General features: G+C 63.5%; 16 protein-coding genes. 14 read left to right on the top strand and 2 right to left on the bottom strand.

What is annotated here, in order from left to right:
* The first annotated feature begins 384 nt into the window (after window positions 1–384).
* From H6A15_RS07970 to arcC, 14 genes are all read left to right on the top strand, one after another.
* A complete protein-coding gene (locus tag H6A15_RS07970) occupies window positions 385–1,122 on the top strand; it encodes a GntR family transcriptional regulator (protein WP_204673221.1) in 738 nt (245 codons plus the stop codon).
* 506 nt (window positions 1,123–1,628) lie between these two features.
* On the top strand, window positions 1,629–2,375 hold the full coding sequence (locus H6A15_RS07965; protein ID WP_204673220.1) for an amidohydrolase family protein: 747 nt from the start codon (window positions 1,629–1,631) through the stop codon (window positions 2,373–2,375).
* Entirely contained in the window at window positions 2,375–2,770 is a 396-nt protein-coding gene (locus H6A15_RS07960) for a PTS sugar transporter subunit IIA (protein ID WP_204673219.1), read from the top strand. Before H6A15_RS07965 ends, H6A15_RS07960 begins: the two co-directional genes overlap by 1 nt.
* A gap of 135 nt (window positions 2,771–2,905) precedes the next feature.
* Entirely contained in the window at window positions 2,906–3,394 is a 489-nt protein-coding gene (locus H6A15_RS07955) for a PTS system mannose/fructose/N-acetylgalactosamine-transporter subunit IIB (RefSeq protein ID WP_204673218.1), read from the top strand.
* Window positions 3,395–3,436: 42 nt separating this feature from the next.
* On the top strand, window positions 3,437–4,183 hold the full coding sequence (locus H6A15_RS07950; RefSeq protein ID WP_204673217.1) for a PTS mannose/fructose/sorbose/N-acetylgalactosamine transporter subunit IIC: 747 nt from the start codon (window positions 3,437–3,439) through the stop codon (window positions 4,181–4,183).
* Between the two features lie 18 nt (window positions 4,184–4,201).
* Window positions 4,202–5,053 carry a PTS system mannose/fructose/sorbose family transporter subunit IID gene (locus tag H6A15_RS07945; RefSeq protein ID WP_204673216.1) on the top strand — a complete coding sequence of 284 codons (852 nt, stop codon included), beginning with the start codon at window positions 4,202–4,204 and terminating at the stop codon, window positions 5,051–5,053.
* Between the two features lie 11 nt (window positions 5,054–5,064).
* Window positions 5,065–5,826, top strand: coding sequence for an amidohydrolase family protein (locus tag H6A15_RS07940; protein WP_204673215.1), 762 nt, complete (start codon window positions 5,065–5,067; stop codon window positions 5,824–5,826).
* Complete coding sequence (locus H6A15_RS07935; RefSeq protein WP_204673214.1) at window positions 5,823–6,827, top strand: hypothetical protein; 1,005 nt, start codon at window positions 5,823–5,825, stop codon at window positions 6,825–6,827. Before H6A15_RS07940 ends, H6A15_RS07935 begins: the two co-directional genes overlap by 4 nt.
* Before the next feature lies 1 nt (window position 6,828).
* Window positions 6,829–7,626: a BtpA/SgcQ family protein gene (locus H6A15_RS07930; protein ID WP_204673213.1), complete on the top strand. Its 798-nt coding sequence runs from the start codon at window positions 6,829–6,831 to the stop codon at window positions 7,624–7,626.
* 553 nt (window positions 7,627–8,179) lie between these two features.
* Window positions 8,180–8,500 (top strand): YbaB/EbfC family nucleoid-associated protein, encoded by a 321-nt coding sequence (locus H6A15_RS07925; RefSeq protein WP_204673212.1) that lies wholly within the window; start codon window positions 8,180–8,182, stop codon window positions 8,498–8,500.
* 317 nt (window positions 8,501–8,817) lie between these two features.
* On the top strand, window positions 8,818–9,414 hold the full coding sequence (gene recR, locus H6A15_RS07920) for a recombination mediator RecR (RefSeq protein ID WP_204673211.1): 597 nt from the start codon (window positions 8,818–8,820) through the stop codon (window positions 9,412–9,414).
* 181 nt (window positions 9,415–9,595) lie between these two features.
* A complete protein-coding gene (locus H6A15_RS07915) occupies window positions 9,596–10,729 on the top strand; it encodes a 5'-nucleotidase C-terminal domain-containing protein (RefSeq protein WP_204673210.1) in 1,134 nt (377 codons plus the stop codon).
* A gap of 413 nt (window positions 10,730–11,142) precedes the next feature.
* A complete protein-coding gene (nifJ, locus tag H6A15_RS07910) occupies window positions 11,143–14,682 on the top strand; it encodes a pyruvate:ferredoxin (flavodoxin) oxidoreductase (RefSeq protein WP_204673209.1) in 3,540 nt (1,179 codons plus the stop codon).
* A gap of 455 nt (window positions 14,683–15,137) precedes the next feature.
* Complete coding sequence (gene arcC, locus H6A15_RS07905) at window positions 15,138–16,100, top strand: carbamate kinase (protein ID WP_204673208.1); 963 nt, start codon at window positions 15,138–15,140, stop codon at window positions 16,098–16,100.
* A 292-nt stretch (window positions 16,101–16,392) separates the two neighbouring features.
* Here arcC and H6A15_RS07900 read toward each other — a convergent pair whose 3' ends face one another.
* Both H6A15_RS07900 and H6A15_RS07895 read right to left on the bottom strand, forming a co-directional pair.
* A complete protein-coding gene (locus H6A15_RS07900; RefSeq protein ID WP_204673207.1) occupies window positions 16,393–17,286 on the bottom strand; it encodes a C39 family peptidase in 894 nt (297 codons plus the stop codon).
* A gap of 193 nt (window positions 17,287–17,479) precedes the next feature.
* Entirely contained in the window at window positions 17,480–18,136 is a 657-nt protein-coding gene (locus H6A15_RS07895; protein ID WP_239462457.1) for a C39 family peptidase, read from the bottom strand.
* Between the last annotated feature and the right edge of the window lie 41 nt (window positions 18,137–18,177).

Here is an 18,177-nt window from a genome sequence, read left to right as displayed (position 1 = left end):
ACAGGAAGAGCGACCTCGTGGGGAACCAGAGGGAGCTGCAGGACCTGCTCAGGAAGATGCGCGGATGACGCGGCGCGACGTCTCTGGGGGTGACATTTTCAAAAAACTTCAACATTTTCGGGGCCAGTTTTGTAAAAAGACGTAGCTTCGGCGTGGGCCTGTGAGAATACGTGGCTCCGACGAGGGCTGGCCAGGAGGGTGCGCGACGCAGGGAGGTGTGCGGCGCGCGGTATCCGGGCTGGCATCGACCGATATGGCGTAGGGGTCACATATTTTGAATCATCCCGGGCAGATGGGTATCTACCCGCAGGCAATCGTGCTAGATTATGATGAAATGCCGTAAGGTTATAATGTTTAGAAGTATTCATCATATAGGATGGCGTCATGGCCCTGATCGATCGCAACATCAAAGTCCCTTTGCACTATCAGATGTACCTTGACCTGCTCAAGCGCATTCAGTCTGGAGCGCTTGCCCCGGGAGACAGGCTCCCTCCCGAGCCTCAGCTTGAAAAGATTTATGACGTGAGCCGCATCACGGTTCGCCGAGCGGTGGAGATGCTCGCCCAGGAGGGTTTGGTTGAGAAGCACCGCGGCAAGCGCGGCACGATCATCTCTGGTTCCAAGCACGACTACGACATTGCGAAGCTGACGAGCTTTACCGATGACGCTCAGCTGTACGGCGACCGACCCAGCGCAGAGCTCGTGGGCTTCGCCGAGATCGAGCCGACCGAGCACATCGCGGGCCTGCTGCACATCAAGCGTGACGAGCGCGTATACCTTATCGAGCGCAAGCGCTTCCGCACCAACGTGGTGGTCGGCTTCCATCGCGCCTACATTCGTCGCATCGACGGGCTCTCTCTTTCAGCCGAGGAGTTCACGCCCGACGCCTCGCTCTACGAGCTGCTCAAGATTCGCGGCGTGGTGCCGGGCTCCGCCTCGGAAGTCCTCGAGGTGCGCGAGCCCGAGGGGGATGTCATGGACGAGCTCGGGATGCCGCACGGCCAGGCCATCTTCTACAAAGAGCGGGTGACGCGCACCTCGGACGGCAAGCCGTTTGAATACGTCGAGATGTTCTACAACCCCGAGTACTACCGATACAAGGTCGAACTCGTGCTCGCATAGGGCACGTCCGCTCCCGGGCGGCGTGCGGCAGCCAGCATGGCATGGGCCGGGGGCCAGCGAGCGCGATCGTTCCCGCACGGCATGCGGCCCCTTTGTCGCCCTCCATCATCATGTGTTGCCCCCAGGGCGCCGTTGCTCACGAACGTTGGAGCGACGGCGCCCTTTTTTTCGCCGAAGCTCGGTAATTGTTCGTTTCTGGGGTCAATTCTGTAAAGAGACGTAGCTTTGGTGCGGCGCCGCCGGGTCCGGGCCGGTAGGGTGAAAGTGCTGAGGCGGGGCGTTTTCTGGCGCTACCTGCCCGGATGTTTGCGCAACGTCTTCTCGGGCGTTCCATGGACTCACGGCCACTCGGGTGGGCGCGCGGGCGCGAGCGCCGTCAAATCCATGCCGTTCACCAGCAAAAACCAACCGGCTGCGGCTCATTTGCCAGCTGAATATTGACGGTTCTCTGAATTAAACATATTAAAGTTATAACGTAATAATTAAATGACGAAAAAGGAGGGAGCATGGGCAAGGACTATCTCATCTACGACATCCACTCCCATCTGGGCAAGACCAGTTCGGGAGAGGAGAACACGCCGGAGGAGATGCTCGCCGACCTGGACGCGTATGGAATCAGCAAGGTGGGCATCAGCAGCCTTTCCGGCACCTCGATGCGGGCTCAGAACGATCTGGTGCACCGTGCCAAGCAGGCGCATCCCGATCAGATCAAAAACTATGCCTTCATCAATCCCAAGGCGCCGGATGCCATCGACGAGGTGCATCGCTGCCTGGGCGAGCTCAAGATGGACGGCGTGAAGTTCCACTCATGGAAGCATGGATACTATCCCGACAACACGCCCGCCCTCCAAGAGATCTTCGAGGCGATCGAGCCCTATGGCGTCCATGTGCAGATGCATGTGGGAACCGCCCCGTTCTCGACGCCGTATACCTGGGCGGTCTGGGCGAAGCGCTTCCCCAAGATCGACTTCCTGTTTACCCATATCGGCTACTACGAGTTTGGCCAGTCGACCATCGAGGCGGTTCGCGACCTTTCCAACGTGTGGGTCGAGACGTCCGGCCAGATGGACGTCGACGTGCTTCTTCGTGCAATCGACGTGCTGGGCGAGCGCCGGGTGTGCTTCGGCACCGATTGGCCGTACAAGCCGGTAAACATCGAGGTCGAGAAGTTCTTTGAGCTGGAGATTCCGAGCGACAAGCTCGAGTTCATCTTTCATCGCAACGCAGAGTACCTATGGAGAATGGAGGGCTGATGATCAAGATTCTGCTCACGTCCCACGGCACCATGGCAGAGGGCATGGTGCAGTCGGTGAAGATGCTCATTGGCGAGCAAGAGCATCTCGAGGTGGTTACCTTCGCCGAGGAAATGGGCGCCGAGGAGCTGGAGGAGCTCTACGCCCAGAAGCTGTCCGACACCTCGGACGACAACCAGTGGCTCGTGTTCTGCGACCTCAAGGGCGGCACTCCGTTCAACGTGGTCTCGAAGTTCTCCTTTAAGAACGAGAACGTCGCGGTGATCTACGGGATGAACCTTCCCGTGGTCATCGAGGCGCTGGTCCTCTCTGCTCCCCAGGAGCTCTCTTTGAATGAGCTGGTAGACGACATCGTCGGCAAGACGGCGGAGAGCATCGGGTTGAGCGAGATCTAGACGGCCGGAATGCCCGGCGGCGGGTCCGCCGTCGGATAGGTTGGACCCTTGCGGCGCCTCGGGGGCGCAAGGGGATGCCTGCCGGTGGTACCGGCGGGCGGTGCGGGGCGAGCGCCCCGGGAAAGGATGGAAGAAATGCAGGTAGGAGTCTTTCGCATCGATGACCGCTTGATTCATGGCCAGGTTGTGACCGCGTGGATCGCCAACGCCGATGCCGATACCGTCGTGGTGGCAGACGACAAGGCCGCCTCCGATGAGTTCCAGCGCACGCTGCTGCAAATGGCGACGCCGAACACCGTCAAGCTCGAGGTGCTTCCGGTCGAGGACGCCAAGGCGCTCATCGCCAATCCGGATGCCGCCGGTCGCGCGCTCCTTCTCGTGCGCGGTCCGCAGCAGGCGCTCGAGCTGGTGCGCTCGGGCCTTAAGGACCACACCATCAACGTGGGCAACATGAACATGAAAAAGGGCAAGACCAAGGTCCTGGGCAACTTCTGGGTCTTCCCCGAGGACGTTGAGACCTTCAAGGAGCTCTACGCCGAAGGCGTCACCGCCGAGGTTCGCGCCGTGCCCAACGAGCGCAGCCAGGACGTCATGGACCTGCTTAAGAAGAACGGCCTCGTCTAACGGCGTCTCTCCTAGATTACGTTCACCATATGGAGGTGTGACATGAGTTTATTGGTACAGGCGCTGCTCGTCGCGGCTTTCGTGACCATCGCCTTCATCGATTCCCATACGGCCCAAACCCATATCTTCAGGCCCATCGTCGTCGGTCCCGTGGTCGGCCTCATCATGGGCGACGTCGCCACCGGCTTCACCGTAGGCGTGCAGGTCGAGATGATGTTCCTTGCGGTCATCTTCGTCGGTACGGCGAATCCGCCCGATCCCACCATTTCGACGGCAATCGCTACGGGCATCGCCATCCTCGGCGGCGGCGGAACCGAGACCGCCGTTGCCACGGCCCTTGCCGTATCGGTGATCGGCCAGATGGCCACCACGTTCCAGAACTCCATCATCAACGTGTTCTTCATGCATCGCGTCGAGGCGGCGGTCGAGAAGATCGACAGGCACGGCATCGTGCTCAACAACACGATCCTGCCCATGGCGTTCAACGCGCTGCTCTATGGCCTGCCCACGTTCCTGGCCATCTATCTGGGCGCCGACTATGTCCAGGCGATCATCGACGCCATTCCCGACCAGATCATCACCGGCCTTTCCGTGGGCGGCAACATGATCGGCGCCGTGGGCTTTGCGCTGCTGCTCTCGTCCATCAAGGCGCGCAAGTTCTGGCCCTTCTTCCTGCTGGGCTTCATCTTCGCATCCTACTTCGGCATGAACATGGTGGGCATCGCGCTCGTCGCCGTGGTGGGCGTCGCCATGTACTACTACTTCGTCCTCGCCGACGACAGGAACTAGAGAGGGGAGTCGATCGATATGTCTGACCAGGTCACCACTTCCGAGGTCCAGGCCGAGGAGACCCCGAAGCTTACCAACAAGGAGCTGTGGAAGGTATTTCGCAACCAGCTCACCATCCGTTGCGCCAACAACTACGAGCGCCAGCAGAATGCCGGCTTCACGCAGGCCATGATGCCGGTCGTCGAGAAGTACTACGACGATCCCGAGGAAAAGCGCGAGGCGTACGAGCGCCATATGGAGTACTTCCTCACCAACGACATCACGTCCGCCATCCCCGTGGGCGTCGCCGCCGCTATGGAAGAGCGCTATGCCACGCAGCGCGATATCGACCCCGATTCGATCAATGCGGTGAAGACCGCCCTCATGGGCCCGCTCGCCGGCATCGGCGACTCGCTGCTCAACGGCACCGCCCGCCCCATTCTTGCTGGCCTTGCCATCTCCTTTATCCAGGCCGGCCTGGGCTGGTTCGGCGTGCTCTTCTTCGTGATCGGCATGAGCATCGTCTCGCTGGGCGTGCGCTACTTCGGCGTGTTCCAGGGCTACAAGCAGGGCGTCAAGCTCGTTGCCAAGATTCAGTCGAGCGGTCTGATCGACAAGATCTCCGACCTCGCCGCGATCGCGGCCTATACCATCGTGGGCGGCTTCATCCCCGGCTTGGTAATCATCAACATCCCCATCGAGATCGGTAGCGGCGACTCGGTCCTGAACATCCAGCAGACCCTCGACGGGCTTGTCCCCGGCCTTCTGGGCGTGCTCTACACGCTGCTCATGTACGTGCTCATCACCAAGAAGAAGATCTCGGCGGTCAAGCTCATCCTCATCACCATGGTCATTGGCATCGCCGGCGTGTATCTGGGCATTTTGGGCTAGGAGCGGGCAAGATGATTATCGACATTCACGCCCACATCCGGTGCAACCCGGCTGACCAGCATGCCGAGGAGGAGGCGCTGCTCCGCGACATGGAGCGCAACGGCATCGGGCTGCGCGTGGTCTCGGCGCTGGACGGCTGGGACTACGACGAGGGCAATGCCTATGTGTCGGATCTCGTCGGGCGCCATCCTGACGCGTTGCTGGGCTGCGCGGTGGTAAACGCCAAGGCGAAGGGCGCGGCCGAGGCTGCGGAGCGGGCGCTCTCCCTTCCCGGCATGGGCATGCTCGAGCTCAACTCGCTTGAGGACGGCTACTATCCCGACAGCTGCCCCGGCGTCGAGGGGGTCCTTGACGTGGCGGAGCGCCGCGGCGTGCCGGTGAAGGTGTTCTGCGGCATCGGGTCTCGATCCATGCCCCAGCAGTGGATGGGGCACGTTCGCCGCCATCCCTCCATCCCCTTCGTCTTCCTGCATATGGGGTGCTTTGACTACGGCTATGGCTGCATCGACTTGGCGAGCGAGGTTCCCAATCTCTACCTTGAGACGTCCAACCAGTACGAGCTGCAGATCCTGCGCAAGGCGGTGAACGCGGCACCTCGCGACAGGCTGGTATTTGGGTCCATGTGGCCCGAGCGCCTGACAAAGTGCTCGCTCGACGTGTTCGACACGATCGGGGTGGACGACGAGTTCCGGCGCCTCACGTTCGAGGAGAACGGCGCCGTGTTGGCCCGCCAGGCGCGGGAGGCCGCGGCTTCGAGGGAGGTCGTCTCATGAGAAGCGACGAGGTGAGGGCGCTTCTGCCCGAGAGCGTGCGCGCGTCGTTCGACGGCATCGTCGACCAGAGCATCCTGGGGGCAAGCAAGCACATCTCCCTCATCGGGGAGATGATCGAGGCCGTCGCTCGCCGCGGTGCCGAGCAGGCGCGTCCAGCCGAAGACATCGTGGGCGATGTCAAGGCGGTCGCCCAGTTCTTCATCGATACGCGCGGCGAGGCGAGCCAGGCGGTGAGCAACGCGGTCCTTATCATGATCCGCGGCATCGATGCCTGTGCGCGGCTCGGTTCCGACGAGGCCGCGGCGCGAATCATCGAGGCGAAAGACGCCTATGCCGCCGAGGCGGCCCGAGCGATCTCGACCTGCGTCAGCTACGCCGTGGCGCTGGCGAGCCCCATGAAGAGGGTCTTCGTCTACGACTATTCGAGTACGGTCGAGAAGTTTTTGCGCGGCATCGCCGAGGGCGGTCCTCGCGAGGTGGTGATTCCCGAGAGCCGCATCATCGACGGCGGCAAGCCTTTCGTGCGTGCGTGCCAAGAGTGCGGACATGCGGTCACCTTCATCCCCGAGGCGGCGATGATGTATTTCCTCAAGGATTGCGACGCCGCCTTCATGGGGGCTGAGACGTTCTATCCCGATGGGACCGGCTTTAACACCACAGGCTCGGATATCGTGGGGGTGCTCTGCGCCCACCTCGGCGTCCCGCTCTATTTCTTGACGCCGCTCATCAAGCTCGACACGCGTCCCGTCTATGGCGGGGGCAAGCGCCTGGTGTACGACGACCTGACGCACAAGCTGAGCGCCGGCTGGGGGAGCGACCTTGCGACCGACGGCGTGAACTTCACGGTGCCCGAGCTCATCGGCGTGCCGCCTGAGCAGATTCGCGCGTTCGTCACCGAGCGGGGCGTCATCCCCGCGATGCAGATGTTTGATACGGCGATGAGCTATAGCGCCTATCTGCACGAAGGCATGGGCACAAACGACCAGGAAGGAGCCGACTGACATGGCTGCAGCAGCATCGCGGGTGCTCTCCCGCTCAGAGAAGCTCATCTTCTCGATGATTCAGCCCGACCCACTTCCGGGCAGCTATCGCCATCGCGACATGAAGATCGCAGAGATCGTCGACCGAGCGCTGCGCGAGACCGAGATGGTGGCGAGAAACGGCTTTGACGGCATCATCGTTCAGAACATGAACGACATGCCGGTGAAGCAGATAGCAAACCCCGAGGCCATCGCCTATATGACGCGCATCGCCCATGAGATCCGCGTCCGCTTTCCCGAGCTCGTGATGGGCATCCTTATGAATTGGGACGGCGTGGCGGGCCTCTCGGTCGCCGACGCGGTGGGGGCCGACTTTGTTCGCGTCGAGCACCTGTTTACCGGGGCCAACGTCACAAGCGCCGGCATCCTCGAGGCCCAGTGCGTCGAAATCGCCCAGCTGCGCAAGCGCACCGGCTCTACGGTCCCCGTGTTTGCCGACGTCTACGAGGTGCACGGCGTGCCGCTGTGCCCCAAGCCGGTGGGCGACGCCGCATGGGAGTGCGTGCACGAGGCGTTTGCAGACGGCCTGTTCATGTCGGGAAAGACGCCCGCCGAGAGCATCCAGATGGTGCAAGAGGCCAGGCGCCGGGTGCCCGACACCCCCATCTTCCTCGGTGGGGGCGCCACGGGAGACAACGTGCGCGAGCTCATGCGCTACTACGACGGCGTTTCGGTTGCCACGTGGATTAAAAACGGCGACATGAAAAACCCCATCGACCCCGACCGAGCCCGGATCTTCTTAGAGCAGGCCAAGGGCTAGACAACGGATATGTTGTTGAACGGGCTTCGCCTCGAGGCAGCGGGGATGAGCCCTTCGACCGACATATGCTTCCCCAGGTGGCGAGCGGTTCCGCGCAGGCGGGCCGCTCGCTGCTGTTTGTGCGCGGCGTGCGGCAATGCTCCCGCGGTGCGCGAGGTCCCGGGGCGAACGCGCGTTGCGCCGCGCCAGGCTGCGTGGCGCACGGGGCGCCGTCGCTCGGTCTTCTTCGAGCGACGGCGCCCCTCTTTTTCGCCGAAGCTCGGTTTTTCTTCGTTTTCGGGGCCAGTTTTGTAAAAAGACGTAGCTTCGGCGTGGGCCTGTGAGAATACGTGGCTCCGACGAGGGCTGGCCAGGAGGGTGCGCGACGCAGGGAGACGTGCGACGCGGGGCGTCTTGCCCGGCATAAATCGACATGGCGTGTTATGGAGCCGCATCTTGCCAAGAGTGTCTCGGCATCGGGTATTATGTGGGATGCTTGCGGCGACATGCCGCGTTGTTGAAAGCGTTTGTCACAGGCGCCGTCGCTGCGCCGTTACACGAAGGGATTTCACCCATGGCCGGTATGAACATGCAGCAGATGATGAAGCAGGCCCGCAAGATGCAGGAGCAGCTCGCCGCCGCCCAGGAGAGCCTTGCCGAGACCACGGTCGACGCTTCTGCGGGCGGCGGCATGGTGAAGGTCACCGCTCGCGGCGACATGCAGATCACTTCGCTCAAGATCGATCCCGAGGCCGTCGACCCCGAGGACGTCGAGATGCTCGAGGACATGATCATGGCTGCGGTGAACGAGGCAATCCGCGGCATCAATGATGTCGCGAACAAGCAGATGGGCGCCATCACCGGCGGGCTCAACATCCCGGGTATGCCGTTCTAGCGCAAGAAATAGCGATGCGCGCCCGCGTGTCGGCGAAGATGGCTATGCGACGGCATGCGGGGCGCGCCGCAAAGCGGTCTGTGCTCTGTTTGGGGGTGCCGCCGGAGCGGCTCGAGAAAATGGATTCGCTTTTCCGACATTTAAGCCGCACGCTCGAAGTAGACCGATATGGCGCAACGCTCTGACCTGCGTGTTCTTTGAGCCAAGGAGGCTTTCTACTTGGCTGGGGACACCAAAATGTCGGAAAAGCGAAACGAATTGATCTGACCCGTCCCTCAAAGCGTCGCGAGGGGCGGAAAACGGGAAGATGGGGCGACATGGGCACCGAGCGCGATCTGCAAAGGCTGCTCGATGAGCTGGGGCGTCTGCCGGGCATTGGGCCCAAGAGCGCGCAGCGCATCGCATACTACCTGCTTGAGGCCGATGCCGAGGAGGCGCGTCGCCTGGCGCAGGCGATTCTCGACGTCAAGGAGCACGTGCATTTCTGCAGCCGCTGCTTCAACTATGCCACCGCCGACGAGTGTCCCATCTGCCAAGATTCCACGCGCGACCGCACTCGCGTATGCGTGGTCTCGGAGCCGCGCGACGTCACCGCCATCGAGCGCACCGGTTCTTACCACGGCCTCTACCATGTGCTTGGCGGCGTGATCAGCCCCATGGACAAGATCGGCCCCGAGCAGCTGCACGTGCGCGAGCTGCTGAGCCGTCTGGGGTCCGAGGAGATCCAGGAAGTCATCATCGCCACCAACCCCAATATCGAGGGAGAGACCACGGCGAGCTACCTTGCGCGGACCATCAAGCCGCTCGGCGTCGTCGTGACCCGCCTGGCAAGCGGTCTGCCCGTGGGCGGCGATCTGGAGTATGCCGACGAGCTGACCCTTGGGCGTGCCATCGAGGCCCGTCGCGCCCTCTAGAGTTCCTTTTCATAAGCCTTTCGCGCCCCCATGCGCGACGTTCGTTTCGGCAAACGCTTTGGTTGGTTGTGCCGGCATTTGCTTCCACCTGCGTCAGGTAGAGTGACGAGATCGTGATGTCGGAGCCGGCTCCATCTGCGACGGATGTCGCGGGTGCACGCCGCGGGTGGAAGGATGCTGCATGGGATGTAGGGATGTGCTGCGCGGCGTGCCGCGGTCGGTCCGCCGTTGGGGCGCGGCGGCGCTTGCGGTGGCGTCGCATACCGAATCTCAGGTCCCAACGACGACGTGCGGAGGCGAGGACGACGCCATCGTCTCGTTGACCGAGCAGATCGTCTCGGAGAACAGCACGATGTTGAATGCCGTGATCGGCTATAGCGACCAGGCATATCCCTATGGCGTCACCCAGGGAACCGAGCCTGGCGGTTGGGAGCGCGTGCGTACCGAGGACACGCCGATCGGCCATGTGGTGACCGGTTCGTATCTGGCGCTGACCGGCGCCGACCTTGCTTTCGAGAACGCTGGCGGCATCCGGGCGGGCGTTCCTGCCGGAGAGGTGACCGCCGGCGACCTCATTTCAATCTCGCCGTACGGAAACACGCTTGCCACCTATGAGCTTACCGGAGCGCAGATCCTCGAGACGCTTGAGCGGTCGCTGGGCATTTCGGCAGCATGCCGCGACGTTCTCGCCGGGCAGATTGCGGCCATCGAGGCGGGCGAGGACCCCATGCAGTACAGCTGGCCCGACAATTCGGGCTCGGTCATCGTCGTGGGCGGCGCAACGATGCAGGTCGCATGGGGCGCGCCTTCGGGCGAGCGCATCCGCTCGATCGCGATTGGCGGCGAGCCGCTTGATGGCGACCGCGTCTATAGCGTGGCCATGAATAGCTATCTCCCCGGCCTCGCTGACGAGTATCCGGCGTTTGCAAGCATGGTGCTTGTTCAGAAGTGGGGAACGTGCGAGGAGGCGTTGCGTGCGCTCGTGTCCGAGACCGGTTGGGAAGAGCGGATGCGGGGTCTGACGGGCACGGTCGAATACGTTGCGGCCGGTGATTCGGAGGAGCCCTCCACGCCCGCTTCGCCTGAGTCTCCGGATGCGTCGGGGCCGAGCGTGGGACAAGGCTCAGCTGGCCAGGGAGCCGCCGATGCGGCTGGCGGCAGCTTGCCCAAGACAGGGGACCCTTCGGCTTGGGTGGCGCTTATCGGGGGCGCGGGCGCCCTCGCCGCGGGGTCGGGCGTCGTGGCGGCAAGGCGGGGCGGGCGTCGCGCCGGGCGCCGCCGTGCCTGGTGCTCGTGGCGGCGACCTTATCGCTAGCAGTTTACATATGGGGTCGGCTCGAGGGTCGCGGGGTCCGAGGGACGTCTCGCGACCCTCGGTCTTCGGGAGCGCCCGTACGGTATCTTCAACGTTGCCCTAGGGTAACTTTTGTCGCAGCTAGGGGCGCTAACAGGCAGGTATTCGTCGGGACAAAATCAGGTTGGCGGGGCGATGCAGATTCACGTATATCGGCCCCCCAAACGCGCTACAATTACATCGCATGTGGGTTTTCTGACTTATGGCTGCAAAGGGTGCGGCGCCACCGCTCAGAGCGTGCCGCGCGCCCAGGCAGGCCGACGACATCGCCCGACCGGCTCAGCCAAAAGGCCAGGCAACGCCACAAGCGCCGTAGATCGCCCGGGGGCATGGCGCCTTCGGGAACTGTATACCTACACGAGAGGAGAGGGTATATGGCGCGTAAGTTCAAGTCCATGGACGGCAACGAGGCCGCCGCATACGTATCGTATGCGTTCACCGAGGTTGCGGGTATCTACCCCATCACGCCGTCCAGCCCTATGGCCGACCATGTCGACCAGTGGGCAGCTCAGGGCAGGAAGAACATCTTCGGCACCAAGGTGAACGTCATCGAGATGGAGTCTGAGGCCGGCGCCGCCGGTACCGTCCACGGCTCGCTGTGCGCGGGCGCGCTGACCACCACCTACACGGCGTCGCAGGGTCTTCTGCTCATGATCCCGAACATGTACAAGATCGCGGGCGAGGGCCTGCCGGGCGTCTTCCACGTTTCGGCTCGTACGGTCGCCTCCCACGCGCTCAACATCTTCGGCGATCACTCCGACGTCATGGCTTGCCGCCAGACCGGCTTCGCCATGCTCGCCGAGACCAACGTCCAGGAGGTCATGGACCTCGCGGCCGTCGCGCACCTCTCCGCCATCAAGGGCAAGGTGCCGTTCCTCAACTTCTTCGACGGCTTCCGCACCTCCCACGAGATTCAGAAGGTCGCCATCTGGGATTACGACGACCTCGCCGACATGGTCGACATGGACGCCGTCCAGGCCTTCCGCGACCACGCGCTGAACCCTGAGCATCCCGTGAACCGCGGCACCCATGAGGACGGCGACGTCTTCTTCCAGCACCGCGAGGCCTGCAACACCGCCTACAACGAGCTGCCCGCAGTCGTTGAGGACTACATGAACCAGGTCAACGAGAAGCTCGGCACCAACTATCACCTGTTCGATTACTACGGCGACCCCGAGGCCGAGAACATCGTGGTGTGCATGGGCTCCTTCGTGGACACCCTCGAGGAGGTCATCGACTACCTCAACGCTCACGGTGAGAAGGTCGGCCTGGTGAAGGTCCGTCTGTATCGTCCGTGGTCCGTCGAGCACTTCGTTGCCGCGCTGCCCAAGACCGTCAAGAAGATCGCCGTGCTTGACCGCACCAAGGAGCCCGGCTCCATCGGCGAGCCTCTCTACGAGGATGTCATCGCTGCCCTCTACGAGGCCGGCCTCAAGGACATCAAGGTCGTCGGCGGCCGCTACGGCCTCGGCTCCAAGGACGAGCCGCCTGCGGCAGCGTTCTCGGTCTACGAGGAGCTCAAGGCCGACGAGCCCAAGCAGGAGTTCACCATCGGCATCGTGGACGACGTCACCAACCTGTCGCTGCCCATGGACGCCGACGCGCCGAACACCGCTGCCGAGGGCACCATCGAGTGCAAGTTCTGGGGTCTCGGCGGCGACGGTACCGTCGGTGCCAACAAGAACTCGATCAAGATCATCGGCGACCACACCGACAAGTACGTCCAGGCCTACTTCCAGTACGACTCCAAGAAGACGGGCGGCGTGACCATCTCGCACCTGCGTTTTGGCGACAGCCCCATCAAGAGCCCGTACTACATCACCAAGGCCGACTTCGTGGCTTGCCACAACCCCAGTTACATCACCAAGCACTTCAAGATCGCGCAGGGTGTGAAGCCGGGCGGCACGCTCATGATCAACTGCCAGTGGGACTTCGACGAGCTGGCGCACCACCTCTCCGCTGCCGAGAAGCGCTACATCGCCAAGAACAACATCCAGCTCTACACCATCAACGCCATTGACCTGGCCGTGTCCGTGGGCATGGGCAAGCGCACCAACACCATCCTCCAGTCTGCGTTCTTCACGCTCGCCGGCGTGCTGCCGCAGGAGGATGCCATCAAGTACATGAAGGACGCTGCCGAGAAGTCCTACGCCAAGAAGGGCCAGGACGTCGTCGAGGCCAACTGGAAGGCCATCGACGCCGGCGCCACCGCCTTCGAGAAGCATGAGGTTCCCGCCGAGTGGGCCGACTGCGTCGACGATGCTCCTGCCGCCGAGCTCGAGGGCCGCGCCGCTCTCGTCAAGCAGGTCAAGGAGATCATGGAGCCCATCAACCGCATGGAGGGCGACGAGCTCCCCGTGTCCGCGTTCATGGCTCATGCCGACGGCCAGTTCGAGCAGGGCGCTTCCGCCTACGAGAAGCGCGGCGTCGCCGTCATGGTGCCGCACTGGGATGCCGAGAAGTGCATCCAGTGCAACCAGTGCTCCTATGTGTGCCCGCATGCGACCATCCGTCCGTTCGGCCTCACCGAGGACGAGATCGCTGCCGCGCCCGAGGGCATGCGCACGCTCGACATCAAGATGCCGAAGGACACGGGCCTGAAGTTCACCATGGCCATCAGCCCGCTCGACTGCATGGGCTGCACCAACTGCGCGAAGGTCTGCCCGAAGGGCGCCCTCACCATGGTGCCGCAGGAGCAGGAGCTCGCCGAGCAGAAGATCTTCGATTACTGCGTCGAGCACGTCGCTCCCAAGCCGGTTCTCGAGGCCGCCAACGTCAAGGGCAGCCAGTTCAAGCAGCCGCTGCTTGAGTTCTCCGGCTCCTGCGCCGGCTGCGCCGAGACCGCTTACGCGCGTCTCGTCACGCAGGTCTGCGGCGACCGCATGTTCATCTCCAACGCCACCGGCTGCTCCTCGATCTGGGGCAACCCCGCGGCCCGTTCGCCCTACACGGTGAACAAGGACGGCCACGGCCCGGCATGGAACAACTCGCTGTTCGAGGACAACGCCGAGCATGGCCTGGGCATGGCTCTCGGTTACGAGGCCGTCCAGAACAAGCTCGTCGCCGAGACCGAGGCCCTGATCGCTGCCGAGGGCACCTCTGAGGCCGTCAAGACCGCCGGCCAGGCCTGGCTTGACGCCCGCAAGGACGCCGAGGCCAGCAAGACCGCTGCCGCCGCCTACATCGAGGCCCTCGAGGAGTGCGGCTGCGACGCCGCCAAGGCGATCCTCGCCGACAAGTCCTTCCTCACCAAGAAGAGCTTCTGGATCTTCGGCGGCGACGGTTGGGCATACGACATCGGATTCGGCGGCCTGGACCACGTCCTCGCTTCGAACCACGACGTCAACGTCTTCGTCTTCGACACCGAGGTCTACTCCAACACCGGCGGCCAGGCTTCCAAGGCCTCTAACCTCGGCCAGGTGGCCCAGTTCGCCGCTGCCGGCAAGAGCACCAAGAAGAAGTCCCTCGCCGAGATCGCTATGAGCTACGGCTACGTGTACGTGGCGCAGGTCGCCATGGGCGCCAACCCGGCTCAGACCCTCAAGGCCATCCAGGAGGCCGAGGCCTACGATGGCCCGTCCATCATCATCGGCTACGCTCCCTGCGAGATGCACTCCATCAAGAAGGGCGGCATGCAGAACTGCCAGGCCGAGATGAAGAAGGCCGTGGACTGCGGCTACTGGAACCTCTTCCGCTTCAATCCCGCTGCAGAGGTGGGCAAGAAGTTCACCCTCGACTCCAAGGAGCCGAAGGGCGGCTATCAGGAGTTCCTGATGAACGAGGCCCGCTACGCCTCGCTGTCTCGTGTCCTGCCGCAGGAGCGCGTCGACGAGCTCTTCGCTGCCAACGAGAAGGCCGCTATGGACCGCTACCAGCACCTGGTCAAGCTCAAGGACCTGTACGCTGAGGTCTAAGCCGTAGCAGCTTTACGGTTGCGGTGATCCCGTAGCAACAAGGAGGCCCCGGAGCAATCCGGGGCCTCCTTTGTATATGTGGCGGACGTGAGGTCCGGAGGTTCTGCCCGCAGGAGACGGCTGCTGGGTGCCTGATCGGAAGAGACGGCCCCTATTCATTCCGAGATTGGAATGAATTGACACACATATGCATAAGAATGGTTCTGTGTGGCCTGAGATACACAGGGGCGAAAATCGGGTCTCCTTTCATGCCACAGGTGGACACTTTAGCCTAATAACGTGGGAAAATGATACTTATGTGGCGAAATACGCCTGCCGTCAAATAGCTACCGTTCACCCAGTTGCGTGCGATAGAAATGAATAAAACTTGATCAAACGAGAATATACTCTCCTGCATCGCGCGCACGTCGCGCAAGAGATGTATGCACGGTACCCTTCGAACGAGAGGATGAGCCATGTCCAAGCCCATCGGCAAGCCCGACCGCATCGTCGTCGCTCTCGGCGGCAACGCCCTCGGCGACACCCCCGCCGAGCAGATCGAGAAGGTCGGCCACGCCGCCCACGCGCTGCTCGGCCTCATCGAGCAGGGCAACGAGATCATCATCACCCACGGCAACGGCCCGCAGGTCGGCATGATCCAAAACGCCTTCGCCGCCGCGCACGACGCCATCGGCACCCCCTCCATGGACCTGCCCGAGTGCGGCGCCATGAGCCAGGGCTACATCGGCTACCACCTGCAGCAGGGCATCGGCCGCGAGATGCACCGCCGCTACAAGCGCTGGCACGCCGCCACGGTCGTGACCCAGATCGAGTGCGACCCGGACGACCCCGCCTTCCAGAACCCCACGAAGCCCATCGGCCCGTTCTACACCGAGGAGCAGGCCAGGCAGATCATGGAGGAGAACCCGGAGATGACGTTCGTCGAGGACTCCGGCCGCGGCTGGAGGCGCGTCGTGGCGTCGCCCGAGCCCAAGAAGATCGTCGAGGCCGACTCGATCCTCAACCTCCTCGACAACGAGTTCATCGTCATCGCCTGCGGCGGCGGCGGGATCCCCGTGGTGCGCGACTACTCCAACAAGGGATGCTACAAGGGGGTCGCGGCCGTCATCGACAAGGACATGGGCGGCGAGCTGCTCGCCGAGGACTGCGACGCCCAGGTGCTCTTCCTGCTCACCGCCGTCGAGCACGTGGCCGTGAACTTCGGGAAGCCCGACCAGCGCGACCTCGACGAGATCTCGGCCGACGAGGCGGAGAGGCTCGCCGACGAGGGCCAGTTCGGCAAGGGCTCCATGGAGCCGAAGGTCCGCGCCGCCATCAAGTTCGCCCGCTCCCGCAAGGGCCGCGTGTGCATCATCGGCGCCCTCGACAAGGCTGCCGAGACCATGGCCGGCCTCTCCGGCACCCGCATCTACGCGTAGGGGCCCCGGCTGGCTATGTGAAGGCGTGACGCCCCAGCCCTCTTTGCGGCCGCCGCGCATGACGGGCCCCTCTGCCTCTCCCTGCGTGAACCCCGGGTTCGCGCCGCGGATGCGCCGTCGCTTCGTGTGAGGCGCTCGCGTCATATATTGCCGCTCCTTTCGGGAAGACCCCGGCATGTCGGATACCTGCCACGTTGCGGTATCCGGCAGCCGGGGTCTTTCTTGTGGCCGGCGCAGCCAGGCTGCCGAGCACCGGGCGCCGACCGAGGGGCGTGATACCCCGTGGCAGCGGCTATGCCGAGAACGCCCAGAGGTTGTTGCACTGGTCGATGACGCGCTGCACATCCCATGTCTGAGCGCTTCGGTCTGGGCTGTTGGGGTCGTGTACGACGACCGTCCCGTCATCGGCGACGCCGGCGAGCACGATGAAGTGCCCTGTCGTGGTGAAGTCTCCCGGGCGAACGCTGCAGATGACGGGCCTGCCCGATTCGAGTGCGGCAAGTACGCGGCTGGCGTCGGCAGGCAGCTCCTCTGAGGTCATGCCGAGTTGGGAGGCTCCTTCGGTCATGAGCAGCCATGCGGTCATGTTGCCCGAGACATATCCGTTGCGCTCGCTGAAGGCCGCCGCAGCCGCCGGGTCGAGGTCCGTCTTGCCGGTCGTGCACACATATGCCATTGCCAGGCATGTGGGGCCGCATCCGTTTTCCGCTATCGTGCCTCCGGCATACGGCTCTTCGGCCCATTGGGGGTCTGTTTGATACAGAAAGGGAACCTCTCCGCGCTTCCATTCGGATATCGGCGTCGATGCGGGGCTGCCTCCTGCACCCAGGATTGCGCTGAGCGGACCTGACGGCGGCGCAAACGTGTCAAGCAGGGAGGACGCGAGCCCAGGAAGGGTGGCTGCCGCCGAAGCGATAAGGGCCAACGCGAGGAAAAAGATGGCGCGCGACCGTGGGCGGCGGGTGCGCCTCCGCCCCGTAACGCCTCCGGTGAAGACCCGCGTCTCGCCGGGACGCGGAAAAGGGGAGCCCGGGGTCGTGAAGGAACACGTCCGTCTTGGCAGCGACGCGGAGCCGGGTGCGGGAGCGTGTCCCGTCTGGGCGACGCGATATGCGGAGGGGGCCTCTGCGTAGGAAGGCTGGGACGGGCGGTAGGGGACGGGCCGCGCTGGGCGTGTTTGAGTCATGGTGCGTCATCCTTTCTCTGGGCGTCTGCCCAGAGCATAGGGGTGCACCGATTAACAAAACTTAAAGGGCGGCTGAGCCTTTGCTTAAAGCGCGGCGCGGCAGCTGGCGGGCTGGCGGCACGGTTGCCAGCGGGAAGGTGGCGCGGCGGCCAACAGGGCGGGGCGCGCAGCACCAGGCAATGGGGGCGGCCGCTTATGCGGTGAACGTCCAGCAATTGGTTGCTTGCGACAGCACCCAGTCGAGGCGCCACGCCTGGGCGCTGCGCAGGCTGCTGTTGGGGTCATGCACGCCGACCATGCCGCGCTCGTCGACGCTTTCGAGCACGATATAGTGGCCTATTGAGGTGAAGTCGCCCGGCCGCATGCTGCAGATAACGGGCTGGCCGGCTTCGAGTGCGGCGGTGACGGTGGATTCTGCCACGCTGATCGCTCGGCCGGTTATGCCCAGGCTCGCGGCGCCTTGGGTCATGAAGCGCCATTCGGTGGCGCCGGTCGGCGCGTAGTTGCCGGCGTCGGCGATTGCGCACATCTGGCCGGGGTCGATCGATGTGTCGCCCGTGAGATAGATGTACACCATGGTGAGGCAGGTAGGACCGCATCCGTTTGCCCGTACCGTGTCGCCCGCATAGGGCTTTTCGGACCAGAGGGGATCTGTCTGGAAGAGATAGGGTATCTCGCCTTGGCGCCACTGAGAGCGGGGCGTCGAGACCATGAGCCGCGTGCCGTCGAGGAGCGGCATGTCAAAGAGCGTCTGCTCGTATTCCGGCGTCATGCCTGCAGGCGAGGCGAATGCGATGGTTCCAACCAGTGCGATGCCTGCCCCGCAAAGAAGGGCCTTCGCGATTCGCATGGGGGTAAGCATGCGCCGGGCGGCATCTCTCGGAAGTTGCC

Source organism: Enorma phocaeensis, from assembly GCF_016901575.1.
Taxonomy (GTDB): Bacteria; Actinomycetota; Coriobacteriia; order Coriobacteriales; family Coriobacteriaceae; genus Limicola; species Limicola phocaeensis_A.
This window is presented reverse-complemented; position numbering and strand designations above follow the sequence as displayed.

Excerpts from the sequence above, each read along its gene's own strand:
- H6A15_RS07970 (WP_204673221.1), top strand. The coding sequence starts at position 385 with ATGGCCCTGATCGATCGCAACATCAAAGTCCCTTTGCACTATCAGATG.
- recR (WP_204673211.1), top strand. The coding sequence starts at position 8,818 with ATGGGCACCGAGCGCGATCTGCAAAGGCTGCTCGATGAGCTGGGGCGT.
- H6A15_RS07945 (WP_204673216.1), top strand. The coding sequence starts at position 4,202 with ATGTCTGACCAGGTCACCACTTCCGAGGTCCAGGCCGAGGAGACCCCG.
- H6A15_RS07960 (WP_204673219.1), top strand. The coding sequence starts at position 2,375 with ATGATCAAGATTCTGCTCACGTCCCACGGCACCATGGCAGAGGGCATG.
- H6A15_RS07955 (WP_204673218.1), top strand. The coding sequence starts at position 2,906 with ATGCAGGTAGGAGTCTTTCGCATCGATGACCGCTTGATTCATGGCCAG.
- H6A15_RS07935 (WP_204673214.1), top strand. The coding sequence starts at position 5,823 with ATGAGAAGCGACGAGGTGAGGGCGCTTCTGCCCGAGAGCGTGCGCGCG.
- H6A15_RS07925 (WP_204673212.1), top strand. The coding sequence starts at position 8,180 with ATGGCCGGTATGAACATGCAGCAGATGATGAAGCAGGCCCGCAAGATG.
- H6A15_RS07930 (WP_204673213.1), top strand. The coding sequence starts at position 6,829 with ATGGCTGCAGCAGCATCGCGGGTGCTCTCCCGCTCAGAGAAGCTCATC.
- nifJ (WP_204673209.1), top strand. The coding sequence starts at position 11,143 with ATGGCGCGTAAGTTCAAGTCCATGGACGGCAACGAGGCCGCCGCATAC.
- H6A15_RS07895 (WP_239462457.1), bottom strand. The coding sequence starts at position 18,136 with ATGCGAATCGCGAAGGCCCTTCTTTGCGGGGCAGGCATCGCACTGGTT.
- H6A15_RS07950 (WP_204673217.1), top strand. The coding sequence starts at position 3,437 with ATGAGTTTATTGGTACAGGCGCTGCTCGTCGCGGCTTTCGTGACCATC.
- H6A15_RS07965 (WP_204673220.1), top strand. The coding sequence starts at position 1,629 with ATGGGCAAGGACTATCTCATCTACGACATCCACTCCCATCTGGGCAAG.
- H6A15_RS07940 (WP_204673215.1), top strand. The coding sequence starts at position 5,065 with ATGATTATCGACATTCACGCCCACATCCGGTGCAACCCGGCTGACCAG.
- H6A15_RS07915 (WP_204673210.1), top strand. The coding sequence starts at position 9,596 with ATGGGATGTAGGGATGTGCTGCGCGGCGTGCCGCGGTCGGTCCGCCGT.
- H6A15_RS07900 (WP_204673207.1), bottom strand. The coding sequence starts at position 17,286 with ATGACTCAAACACGCCCAGCGCGGCCCGTCCCCTACCGCCCGTCCCAG.
- arcC (WP_204673208.1), top strand. The coding sequence starts at position 15,138 with ATGTCCAAGCCCATCGGCAAGCCCGACCGCATCGTCGTCGCTCTCGGC.